Below are 12,089 nucleotides of genomic sequence, written 5' to 3'. Positions count from 1 at the left end.
GGTGCGAAGGCCTTGCCGAGGATTATTCGCGGGCTATCTGCCACCAGCTGGGGAACATCTGCTGCACATGCGGCTCGGCGAAGCGCTGATCGATCAACACCAGCACGCCGCGGTCCTGATCGCCGCGAATCACCCGGCCTGCAGCCTGGATCACCTTGCGTACGCCGGGGTACAGGTAGACGTAGTCGAAACCAGCGCCGAACTGGCGGCCCAGCCGCTGTTTGAACTGTTCGTTGACCGGGTTGACCTGGGGTAACCCGAGGGTGGCGACGAATGCACCGATCAGCCGGGTACCCGGTAGATCGACGCCTTCGCCAAAAGCCCCGCCCAGCACGGCAAAGCCAACGCCCTGCCCGTCGGCGGCAAAGCGTGCCAGAAAGGCCTGACGCGCGGCTTCGTCCATGCCCGGCGCCTGGGCCCAGGCTGCTATCGCCGGGTGCTGCTCGGTCAGCAGCGCATGCACTTGCTGCAAGTATTCGAAACTGCTGAAGAACGCCAGGTAGTTGCCGGGTTGGCGCTGGTACTGCTCGGCGATCAGCGCAACGATCGGTGCCAGCGAGGCCTGACGTTCGTGATAACGGGTAGAGACCTGGCTGGCGATGCGCACTTCGAGCTGTTCGGCGCGAAACGGCGCCGCCACTTCAAGCCAGGCTGTATCCGGTGGCATGCCGAGCAGGTCGGTGTAGAAATGCCGGGGGCTGAGCGTAGCTGAGAACAACGTCACGCTGCGCGCTGCCTGCATGCGCGGGCCGAGCAGTTTGGCGGGCGTTACGTTACGCAGGCACAAGGTGGCCAGGCGCCGCTGGCGCGGGCCTTCGCGCAGGCTCACATCGAACAGGAAATGCTCATCGAACAGCTCGGCAACCCGGTTGAACTGCAGCGCCTGAAAATAGAACTGCAGGATGTGTGTATCCACTTCGACGGGCGACTCGTTCAAGCGTTCCTGGATCAGCCCGATGCATTGCTGCAGCGCACGTAGAAAGGCGTCCGGCAACTGCTCGGTGGCCAGATAAGGCGCTCGCTGCGCCTTGTACAAGGCATTCCATTGGCGGTTCAGCCGGTCCAGCACGCTGGCCAGCCCTGGCGGTTTGCGCTGGCGCAGCGCCAGCAACTGCCCCTGGTCGAGGCTGGCGCTGTACATGCCGCGGCCACGCTCCACCAGGTTATGAGCCTCGTCGACCAGCACCGCAACGCGCCATTGGTTGGCCTGTGTCAGGCCGAACAGCAGGGCATGAGCGTCAAAGTAATAGTTGTAGTCGGCCACCAGTACATCGACCCAGCGCGCCATTTCCTGCCCCAGGTAGTACGGGCAGACCTGGTGTTGCAGGGCCACCTCGCGCAGGTTCGCGCGGTCCAGCAACGGCAACCGGGCAGCAGCCTCACGCGCCGCCGGCAGGCGGTCGTAGAAGCCTTGGGCCAATGGGCAGGCGTCGCCATGGCAGGCTTTGTCGGGGTGCTCGCAGGCCTTGTCGCGGGCAATCAGCTCCAGAGTGCGCAGCGCGGGCTGCGGCGTGGCCCGGGTAATCTGTTGCAGGGCATCCAGCGCCAGTGCTCGGCCTGGGGTCTTGGCGGTCAGGAAAAACACTTTGTCGAGTTGTTGCGGCACCATGGCCTTGAGCAACGGGAACAGCGTGCCGAGGGTCTTGCCGATACCGGTGCTGGCCTGGGCCATCAGGCAGCGCCCGGTGCTGACCGCCTTGTACAGGGTTTCGGCCAGTTGCCGCTGGCCTTGGCGAAACTGCGGGTAAGGAAAGCCCAGGCTCTGCAGCCCGCGGTCACGCTCGGCCAGGCGCTGCGTTTGCCCTTGGGCCCAGGCCAGAAAACACAGGCATTGGGTTTCGAAAAAAGCTTGCAGCTCGACGGCGCTGTAATGCTCGCTGATCAAGGTCTGGCCGTCGTTGTCCACGTTCAGGTAAACCAGCGCCACCTCGATGGCGGGCAACTGCCGCGCCTGGCACAGCAGCCAGGCATAGACCTTGGCCTGCGCCCAGTGCAGTTGGCGATGATTGGCCGGTTGGCGGGCCAGGTCACCACGGTAGGTCTTGATCTCTTCAAGACGGTTTGCGGCGGGGTCATAACCGTCGGCGCGGCCGCGCACCTGCAAGCCCTGATAAGCGCCTTCGAGTGCGACCTCCGCCTCGTACCCGGCGGCCCGCCTGGCCACCACCCGGCGATGGCCCTCGATGCCCTCCTGGGCAGTGGGCGACGGCGTGAAGCGCAGGTCGAGGTCACCGGCCTTGGCAGTGAACTCACACAAAGCGCGCACCGCCACGCGATAGCTCACTCGCCCTCGCTCCAGCGCACATGACAGACAGCCACCGGCAAGCCGTGCTCGGCGCAGAATTCCAGCCACCGCAACTGGTTGTCCTGAAGGCGGTCGCCCGGGCCTTTGACCTCGACCATGCGGTAACGCCCCTGCTCCGGCCAGAACTGAATCAGGTCAGGCATGCCGGTGCGGTTGTTACGTATGTCCTGCAACAGGCGCAGGAAACACTGCTTGAGGTGCGCCGCGGGCAGGCAGGCCAATGCCTGCACGAGCAAGGCATGGTTGAGCATCTGCCAGAACACGAACGGCGATTGCAGCCCTTGCTTGGCGGCATAGCAGTCGAGGATGGCCTGCTGATGCGAGCCGTCGTCGAGCCGGCCCAGACAAGCATCGAACTGTACGGCGCGCCGCTGCTGGAAGTCGCAGTCGTGCAGGTCTTGCGGTGCAGCCTGGAAGGGGTTGAAGAACGCGCCGGGAATCGGGGCGAAGATCGCGTCCCAGCACAACAGCCCGAACAGGCTGGTGAGCAGCGTGTTCTCGACGTAGTGAACCTGCCCGCCTGCTTGCGCCAGGTGCTGCCGAACAGCCTCCTCGACACCCAACGCGGCCTGCTCGCGAGGCAGCTCGAGCTCGATCACCTGCGCGGGTGTGGCACGCCGCCGGCGCTGCGCCGGCCCGCCTAGTTTGCGCACCAGGCGCGGCACCATGCGCTCAAGCGCCTGCACTTCCAGGGCATTGGCAGGCGTTTGGGCCAGGTGCAGGGCCAGGGCATGCGCCTCTTGCCAGCGCTCGCTGCGCTCCAGCACCCGCACCTGGCGGATGCGCGCTTGGGCATGGCTGCTCTGGGCATACACCGTCAATGCCAGGTCCCAGTCGCCAAGGCGCTCGCACTGCTGGCCCAGGGCAAACAGCAAGCGCGCGTGACGGCGGGCCAGCCAGGGGTTGTCGCTGCGCCAGCCCGCCAACGCCTGAAGGATCGACGCAGGTGCCTCAGCCAACTCCAGACGCTCGGCGCACTGGTGCAAAGCCATGGCCAGATCAACGTCGCTGCGCTGCTGCAAGGCACGCGAGGCGGGGCTGAATGGCACTTGCTCGAAACGCAGCACGCCCAGGTCGGCAAGGACAAAATCGGACCAGTCCTGGTACAGGTTGCCAAAGAACAGCAGGCGCATGCGATCGCACAGCGGCTGCAGGCACCACTGCACGATGCCCACCGGGGCACTGGCGAACCAATCGGACAGTGACCTGGGCGCCAGCTCCAAGGCTTGAAGTTGCGCGAGCAGATCGCTTTTGGCCGCACGCGGTCGGCTCAGAAGGCCTGCAAAACCGCTGGCCAGTTCCTCCTTGCGCAGCAGGGCGAACAACTGTTCCAGGCTCAACTGCTCGGGTTCACGCACCCAGCCCAACGCCTGCAGTGGCTGCAAGGCCGCATGCGTATCGCCGATCTCGGCATAGTCCAGCCGGTCACTGCGAAACAGCTCGCCCTTGCGCATCACCATGCGCACCAGCAGCGCCTGGGCTGGCTCTTCGATCCTGGCAAATGCATGGATGAAAGCCAGCTCCTGGGTATCGAGCAGGTCGGCATAGCGGTGTTCGACCCACAGCAGCACCTGGCGGAAGTTATGCAGGTAGTAGAGCGGGTCGTCGACGGAATGGGCGATCACAGGGCGGGGTCGGGCAGCAGGAACGGACACTGTTTATACATACAGATAACGCCTACTGGCAAGCCCCGTGGGTCAGGCTGGCAAACAACCGACCAATGGCGCTTGAGCCACGTCAGAGCGCCATGACCATCTCATGCCAGGCCATGCCGCCGTGGTCCGAAGGCGATGGCTTCACGTACTGGTAGCCCATCTTGCGGTACAACTCGACGTGCTGCTGCTTGCACATCAGGTGGATGGTGCGCTTCTCGAGCGCAGCCATCCGCTGCACGAACGTATTCATCAGCAATTTCGCGTAACCCTTGCCCTGACAAGCCGGGTCCACCACGACGGACATGATCACCACATTCGCGGCCGCCGGGTCATGGCCTACCAGCTCCTTGAAGGCCTCATCGGACATCACCACCTCGTGGGCACAGCCACTGTTGATGAAGCCCACGACCTTGCCGTCGACCTCAAGCAGGAGGAAACCCTCTGGGTACTGCGCGATACGGGTGCGGATCTTTTCAAGGGTCGCGGCTTCATCCCCCTCGTACGCGCCAATTTCAATCTCGTAGCAGCGTTCGGCATCCTGGGGAACAGGTTGGCGAAAATGTGGGGTGCCCATGCAGAGGCTCCTGAATATGAATGAACAGGGCGCCATGATACGTGACACGCCAGGGCTGGCGATCAGCTTTTGCTGCCAGCCTGCCGTCCTCGACGCGGCGCCAGCACCTGTTTCAACCGGTAGAGCGCCTCGCTCAGCGCTTCTGGTCGGTCGCCTGCCCAGGTGAGCGCCAGGTAGTGCTGATAACGCCCCTGCACGCTGAACCGCGCACCTGCCAGTACTTGCAAGGCCGGACCAGACAAAGCTGGCGAAACGCGATCCAAGGCGATTGGCTCAAGCATGCGCACCCACAGGACATACCCCCCGTCAGGCATGTCAAAGGCCAGCTTCCCGCCCAGGCAAACATTGAGTTGATGGCATAAATGCTCCATACGCTTGCGCAGCTCCAGCCGACGTCGGCTCAATTGCCCGTCGACCTCGCCGTTGCTGAGCATCTGCGCCAAGGCCTGCTGACGCACAGGAGGTAGCTGGAAGGCTCGTCGGGAAAACCTTTCGCCAAGGGTGCCATGCAGGCCCAGCACATACGCATAGGGGGCCTCGGCACCGACCAACGCTTGCAGCGACCCCAGCACCAACAGCCACCGCTGGTCGACCCAGTCACGCAAACGTGCCCCCGGAGGGGTGTCGAAACAGTGCTCGCTGTCCAGATCGTTTTCCAGCAGCCAGACAGGATGCGAGGCCAGCAAATGGGCAATCTGCCGCTGGTCCTGTTGCGACATCAACCGCCCCGTAGGCATGCCAAGGCATGACGGCATGACCATCATGCGCACCGACTCACGCCCCAACAAGCGAGCCAGGCTGCCGAGGTCAGGGCTGCCGTGGTTGTCGACGGGCATCTCCAGCACATGCAAGCCAAAGCGCTGCAAAACCCTCAGCAAACGCCAGCAGCACGGCGATGCGACCAGCACCGTGCTGCCATGCAACGCCAATGCTTCGAGCAGCGTTTCCAGCAAAGCCTGCATGTCGGGCCCCAGGTGCACATCTTCAGCACGCCAGGATTGCCGGGACGATCGAGTGTAACGTTCGGCCAATACATGCCGCAGGCGAACCTCTCCCGAGCTCTGGGTACCGGGCAATGAACGTGCACGCTGTCGCGCCAGCCGTCTTTCGTGAGCGAACAACGCACGCTCCATCGCCGGATGCGCCAGCATGGCCTGGTCCGACTCTGCAGTGGCCGTCACGCCGGTGATGGCACCGGCCGGCACAAAGTACCCGGATTTAGGCACCGACAGCACCCGCCCTTCATGTTCCAACAACCCGTAGGCTGTTTGTACAGTGGCCAGTGAAACGCGCAGGTGCCGCGACAGGGCACGCAGTGAGGGCAAACGGCGCTCCCCTCCCCGCGCGGCCTCATCGATAAGCGCTTGCAGATATCGATACACCGACTGGTAAGCGAATTCACGCCCCATCAGGTAAGCCCCCACAGGCAGTCAAACCAGCAGCGGGCCGGCAGGCCAGTAGCGCCAGATGCACATCACGCCGTGCCAGGTTTGCCAGCAAGGGCCAGGCGCTGTGATGCAAACGCCCTTCGTAAATAGCTCGCAATTGAGCAAGGGACAAACCACTGATGTTTACCAACCAATCCTTGACGGGATCGGGACAAGGTTTGCCCTGCATGACGCGATGCAGATAAGGCAGTGCCACCAGCATATCGGCGTGGCAGCATTGCAGAAAGCGCTCCAACCTGCGCCCCTTGTTGGCGAATGGGCTGTGGAACATGCAAACGAGCTGAGTGTGCTCAAGGCCATAGGCCTTGGCAAAACGGCTTTGCTGCGATGCCTGTGCTAGCGCCCTTTCGCAATGCAGACGCGGCGCCGGGCCTGACTCAACAGGAGCATTGCAGCGCGACCGCAGCTCATGCAACTGGGCCAACGCCAGCGGGTCGAGAAAACTGGCCAGTGGCATGGCCTTCTGCACAGGCTCGAAGTGGCACTCCATCATCAAGTCCAGCTCACCTTCACTCAGTAGCTGGGGCAACAGGTCGTCGAGGGTAATCAGCCTGACCGGAAGGTCCGAGTGACGCTCGGTAACCGGTTTTTCCGGCTCGCCAAGCGAAGTGCCGGCAGTGTTGTGCAACTGACTCAACCGCTCGGCAAGCGTCGCCATGCACTGATGCAGGTTCGCCCTCCCTCCGTCACCGGCCTGGCGCAGCCCCCTGCGGGCCCACGCCAGGTAACGCAGGCGCTGTCGCGCAGGCATGGCGGTGACCATTGCATCGACTGCCGGCTGGCCGTCAAGCGCCAGACACAGCGCTGCACCCAGTTCCAGGTGCATGCGACTGCCCAAAAGTGCTTCGGGCCGCGCATCGACAAGATGGCCGAACACAAGCAAGGCGTCGCGCGCCAGCGCCCAGGGTTCGACCGCCAGATAGGGCCTTCGGCTGAACGAAACCACCTGCCCGGCTTCGAGCATCTGGAGCTGCACCCGTGGATCGTCATGCAGAAACAAGGTACTGAACACACGCTCATGTTGCTCAAGAAGCGCGTTGCTGGCCGCAGGTAAGCACACCGCCACTACCTGCAACTGAAAGGTGACAGGTGCACGCTGGGCAATGCTCAACTGGGCCGCACGCAAGACCGCCAGCAGCCGGGCGCTATGGCAGTCTGCGCCTAGCAGCACGAGCAACCTGAACGTACCGATATATTCCGGGCCACCTGCGGCTACCAGCAAACGCTGGACCAACAGCTGCAAAGAGGCGCGCTGGACCTGGGACATATGGCCCAACACGCGATCCAGCACCTGTTGGTAAATATGGTGCATAGCTTGGTCGTGGATATTGCTCACATGTCACCTCACTACTTCATTCTTTCCACCGCCAACAATGCACTTTTTCATGAATCAATAGGTGGCGAATCAAGCCTGAAGAAATTTCCTACAAAACTTTAAGAGAAATTGAAGTGACGAATTACTGTCGCCATGCCATTGAGAGAAATGAACCCCTGCGTGAGCCCTCCGCCGCGCCAAAACACCAAAAACCAGGGTTGATCTTCTCCATTGCACGCTCCTTGCGTAAAGCATCATTACGCCATTATCAAGCGTTGCTCAACGATTAACAGATACAGACGCCGGTAAAAAAACCATTCAGCCGAATGGCAACTCACTGTGCGCTCGACACGGGGAAGTTTTCAAAGAGAAAGACTTTTCAAGGCATTTGCATGCACGCGAGGTGGCAATATTTTTTTATGTAGGACGGATACTAGTTAATCGTAGGAAAAGTCCTAGTAAGAGACTATTCACGGATTGTCGGGGAGGACCATCAAGCTGTGAACACTCGAAAAAAAACCCGAGCCAAGCCCGGGTTTCCTTTAGATCCAGCGTATATCAGCCCGCCGCCAAGTCCAGCACCACTCTGCCGCCACAAGGACACTCATCCATATACCGGTGCGCTTCAACCACTTGATCAAACGGATACACCTTGATGATCTGCGGTGTCAGCAACTGGTCTGCCGTGAACTGGTTGATATCACGCAGGGCACGCTGCAGCGCAACCTGGTCCTGGCTAATGCCCAGTTCCGGCTTGCCGGTGAAGTTACCGATGCAGTGAACGTAGAACTGGATGTTCTTCTGGAACGCCGCACAGGCCGGGAATGGTGTCTGGTTACCACCCTGCAGGCCATAAAGCACCAGGCTGCCGCGTGGCGCGAGTACATCGCCGAGCAGTGACATCTGCGGGCCACCCATACCGTCCAGGACCATGTCCACACCGCGCCCGTCGGTGTACTTGCCCACCTGCAGGAGCAAGTCCTGCTCTTCGGTGACGATCACCTTGTCAGCGCCCAGGCCCAGCAGGTATTCGCGCTGCTCCGGCTCCTTGGTGGCAGCGAACACCTTGAGCCCCAAGGCCTTGCCCAGCTGCACGAAGGCGGGCCCTGCGCAATGGCTGGCATCGGTGACCAGCGCGGTCTGCCCGGCCTTGGCCCTGGCCAGGTCGACGTAAGCGAAGTAGGCGATCAGCAGTGGCGTGTAATGCACACTGGCTTCGATCGGTGTGAGGATGTCCGGGTAACGGGTAATCGCCGTGCGCGGCAGGACGATCACATCCCCATACACCGGGTGATCATTGGCGCTGGTAGCCGGGAAGCTGGCCACCCGGTCGCCCACTGCAATGTCATCGACACCCTCACCCACCGCAGTCACCACACCGGCCATCTCGTGGCCGATCCCCGCTGGCAGGCGGGCCTGGGACGGCGCCAGGTTCTGCCGCCAAAGCACGTCGTACCAGCTCACGCCAATGGCCTCGACGCGGATCTGCACCTCGCCGACAGCAGCTGACGGTTCGGCCTGCTCCTCGCAGCGGAGCACTTCGGCAGCGCCGAACTTGTGGAACCGGATCATGCGGGACATCGCATACCTCGCCTTTGTGAATCTCGTATTACCACGGACTTTATCCGGGCTTTTGCCGTTAGACCATCAGTGGCTATTAATAGTCGACATGCCTGTCATCGATTGGGCACCTTACATTTCTGTGCATTGGCCCCACAAATCGGTGCAGGTTAACAGCCTTTGGCCTTAAGATTCACCCCTGCCCCACTTTAGGCGAAGCGCACCGATGAATCGAAACGACCTGCGTCGCGTAGACCTCAACCTGCTGATCGTGTTCGAAACCCTGATGCATGAGCGTAGCGTGACCCGTGCCGCCGAGAAGCTGTTCCTCGGCCAGCCGGCGATCAGCGCGGCGCTGTCGCGCCTGCGCAACCTGTTCGACGACCCGCTGTTCGTGCGCACCGGCCGCAGCATGGAGCCGTCAGCGCGGGCACATGAAATCTTCGCCCTGCTGTCGCCGGCGCTGGATTCCATCTCCACCGCGGTCAGCCGCGCCGCCGAATTCGACCCGGCCACCAGCAACGCGGTGTTCCGCATCGGCCTGTCGGACGACGCCGAATTCGCCCTGCTGCCGCAGCTGCTCAAGCGCATCCGCGCCGAGGCACCCGGCATCGTGCTGGTGGTGCGCCGGGTCAATTACCTGCTGATGCCTACCCTGCTGGCCTCCGGCGAAATCTCGGTGGGGGTGAGCTACACCAGCGAACTGCCCGCCAACGCCAAGCGCAAGGTGCTGCGCCGCAGCATGCCCAAGCTGCTGCGCGCCGACAGCGTGCCGGGCAGCATCACCCTCGATGACTTCTGCGCACGGCCGCATGCACTGGTGTCGTTCGCAGGTGACTTGTCCGGTTTCATCGACGAAGCACTGGAAGAGATCGGCCGCAAGCGCCATGTGGTCCTGGCCGTGCCGCAATTCAACGGCCTGGGCAGCCTGCTGGCGGGGACCGACATCGTTGCCACGGTGCCCGATTACACCGCTGATGCGCTGACTGCTGCGGGCGGGTTGCGGGCTGAAGACCTGCCGATAGCGGTGCGCAGCTTCGAGTTGCACATGGCCTGGCGAGGGGCGCAGGACAATGACCCGGCGGAGCGCTGGTTAAGGTCGCGGATACAGATGTTTTTTGGGGATCCTGAAAGTCTTTAGGCTTTGCCGGGTAGGCTGTTTAACTGATCATTTCTGGCTTTTCATAGGCCATGGAGATCCATTCACTTCCGGTGGATTGCTAAATTGGGGGCACATCTGAGGGCATGCTTTGGATGGTTTGAAAAGGATGCCCCCAACCGAAGACGCTCAGCGCTTTCGGTAATATGCCGACCGCGGTGTTCCTCTTGGTGCCGAAGACTGTATTCGCAGTGATTTTTCGCTTTCCAGAGTGCTCCCGAGAGTAAGACCGCCGCTTAAGCTCACCATCTTCGAAAACCAGGCTGCGCCAACAGACGTTGCGCGGAGGAATATCGGCACTGGCCCAAGTTCATCGGTGGGGATCAGTTGTTCACAGGCCGCCTGCACGAACGCCAATTCAACGTCGGTGAAGAACCGTGGTCGATAGTCGTCCGGCGGCAGTTGCGTGGTGGCTGGCTGACGAGGTGTATCGCCGAAAACGGTCGGAACGCCGTGGCTGGCTAGCGTCACCAGCGGGATTAGCGCCAGGCCGCCTTGCAGGAAGTGACGGCGCGCATTGGGGGTATCGGACATGGGGCTACTCTATGCGGGTCTTGTTGTTCTTATGGGTGCTCAGGCACAGGGGGCAGCGCCTGCCCCCTGTGTCAGGCTTCAGCGGTCGATGCCGCCGAGGCACACGTACTTGATTTCCAGATAGTCTTCGATGCCGTAGCGCGAACCTTCGCGGCCAAGGCCCGATTGCTTGACGCCTCCGAACGGCGCCATCTCGTTGGCGATTGCCGCAGTGTTGACGCCGACCATGCCGTATTCGAGGTCTTCGCTGACGCGCAGCACGCGGCCGATATCGCGGCTGTAGAAGTAGCTGGCCAGGCCGAACTCCGTGGCGTTGGCCAGTTCGACCACCTCGTCCTCGCTGGAGAAGCGGAACAGTGGCGCCAGTGGCCCGAACGTTTCCTCGTGGGCCACTTTCATCTGCGCGGTAACTTCAGTGAGCACGGTCGGCTCGAAGAAGCTGCCACCCAGCGCGTGGCGTTGGCCGCCTGCGATCAGCCGTGCGCCTTTCTCAAGGGCATCACTGATGTGCTCTTCAACCTTGCGCACGGCGTTCTCATCGATCATCGGGCCTTGGGTCACACCGGCCTCGACGCCATTACCCAGGCGCAGGCCCGAGGCAGCAGCGGCGAGCTTCTCGGCAAACCGTTCGTAGATACCGTCCTGCACATAGATACGGTTGGCGCAGACGCAGGTCTGCCCGGCATTGCGGAACTTCGACAGCATCGCGCCTTCCACGGCTAGGTCGAGGTCGGCGTCATCGAAGACAATGAACGGCGCGTTGCCGCCCAGCTCCATGGACACCTTCTTCACGGTCTCGGCGCATTGCCCGATCAGCAGCTTGCCCACCGGCGTGGAGCCGGTGAAGCTGAACTTGCGCACCAGCGGGTGGCCGGTCAGCACGCTGCCGATCTGGGTCGCGCTGCCGGTGACCACACTGAACACGCCAGCGGGGATACCGGCGCGTTCGGCCAGGGCCACCAGGGCCAGGGCCGACAGTGGTGTCTGGCTGGCCGGGCGCAGCACCATCGAGCAACCGGCGGCCAGGGCCGGGGCCACCTTGCGGGTAATCATCGCGTGGGGGAAGTTCCACGGCGTGATGGCCGCCGTGACGCCGATCGGCTCCTTGGTGACGATGATGCGCTTGTCTGCCGAGGGCTGCGGGATGGTGTCGCCGTAGACACGCTTGGCTTCCTCGGCAAACCACTGCACGAAGGACATGCCGTTGCCCAATTCGCCATGGGCTTCGGCCAGTGGCTTGCCTTGTTCGGCGGTCAGCAGGCGGGCGAGGTCCTCCTGATTTTCGAGCATGAGCGCGTACCAGCGCTGCAGCAGCTCGGCGCGCTCCTTGGCGGTCTTGCGCTTCCACGGTTTGAAGGCACGGTGCGCAGCCAGTACCGCGCGTTCGGCTTCGGCGGCGCCCATTTTCGGAATGCGCGCCAGTTCGTCGCCGGTGGCAGGGTTGGTGACAGCAAAGGTTTCGCCGGAATCGGCACTCACCCAGAGGCCGTCGATGAACGCCTGTTGTTTGAGCAAAGAAGGGTCTTTGAGTTCGAGCAT

At 62.4% G+C, this 12,089-nt stretch carries 9 protein-coding genes; 1 reads left to right on the top strand and 8 read right to left on the bottom strand.

What is annotated here, in order from left to right; genetic code table 11:
* Positions 1-22: 22 nt before the first annotated feature.
* The 6 genes from IWW33_RS22340 to IWW33_RS22315 form a co-directional block, all read right to left on the bottom strand.
* A complete protein-coding gene (locus IWW33_RS22340; RefSeq protein WP_119687173.1) occupies positions 23-2,284 on the bottom strand; it encodes an ATP-dependent DNA helicase in 2,262 nt (753 codons plus the stop codon).
* Positions 2,281-3,930, bottom strand: coding sequence for a VRR-NUC domain-containing protein (locus IWW33_RS22335; protein WP_119687174.1), 1,650 nt, complete (start codon positions 3,928-3,930; stop codon positions 2,281-2,283). The genes IWW33_RS22340 and IWW33_RS22335 overlap by 4 nt, the downstream gene beginning before the upstream one ends.
* A 112-nt stretch (positions 3,931-4,042) precedes the next feature.
* Positions 4,043-4,534: a GNAT family N-acetyltransferase gene (locus tag IWW33_RS22330; protein WP_115274579.1), complete on the bottom strand. Its 492-nt coding sequence runs from the start codon at positions 4,532-4,534 to the stop codon at positions 4,043-4,045.
* A gap of 62 nt (positions 4,535-4,596) precedes the next feature.
* Positions 4,597-5,943, bottom strand: coding sequence for a PLP-dependent aminotransferase family protein (locus tag IWW33_RS22325; protein ID WP_174141898.1), 1,347 nt, complete (start codon positions 5,941-5,943; stop codon positions 4,597-4,599).
* A complete protein-coding gene (locus IWW33_RS22320; protein ID WP_161870993.1) occupies positions 5,933-7,318 on the bottom strand; it encodes a hypothetical protein in 1,386 nt (461 codons plus the stop codon). Before IWW33_RS22320 ends, IWW33_RS22325 begins: the two co-directional genes overlap by 11 nt.
* Positions 7,319-7,855: 537 nt before the next feature.
* Positions 7,856-8,878: a zinc-dependent alcohol dehydrogenase family protein gene (locus tag IWW33_RS22315; RefSeq protein ID WP_119687177.1), complete on the bottom strand. Its 1,023-nt coding sequence runs from the start codon at positions 8,876-8,878 to the stop codon at positions 7,856-7,858.
* A gap of 205 nt (positions 8,879-9,083) precedes the next feature.
* On the opposite strand from IWW33_RS22315, the gene IWW33_RS22310 reads away from it, so the two are divergent.
* Positions 9,084-9,998, top strand: a complete 915-nt coding sequence (locus IWW33_RS22310; RefSeq protein WP_115274576.1) for a LysR family transcriptional regulator — start codon at positions 9,084-9,086, stop codon at positions 9,996-9,998.
* A gap of 147 nt (positions 9,999-10,145) precedes the next feature.
* Here the strand turns inward: IWW33_RS22310 and IWW33_RS22305 are convergent, their stop codons facing one another.
* Together IWW33_RS22305 and IWW33_RS22300 are read right to left on the bottom strand one after the other, a co-directional pair.
* A complete protein-coding gene (locus tag IWW33_RS22305; RefSeq protein ID WP_174141897.1) occupies positions 10,146-10,550 on the bottom strand; it encodes a hypothetical protein in 405 nt (134 codons plus the stop codon).
* A 78-nt stretch (positions 10,551-10,628) separates the two neighbouring features.
* Positions 10,629-12,089 (bottom strand): 3-sulfolactaldehyde dehydrogenase, encoded by a 1,461-nt coding sequence (locus IWW33_RS22300; RefSeq protein ID WP_115274575.1) that lies wholly within the window; start codon positions 12,087-12,089, stop codon positions 10,629-10,631.

Source organism: Pseudomonas sp. M2 (assembly GCF_015751845.1).
Classification (GTDB): domain Bacteria; phylum Pseudomonadota; class Gammaproteobacteria; order Pseudomonadales; family Pseudomonadaceae; genus Aquipseudomonas; species Aquipseudomonas putida_E.
This window is presented reverse-complemented; position numbering and strand designations above follow the sequence as displayed.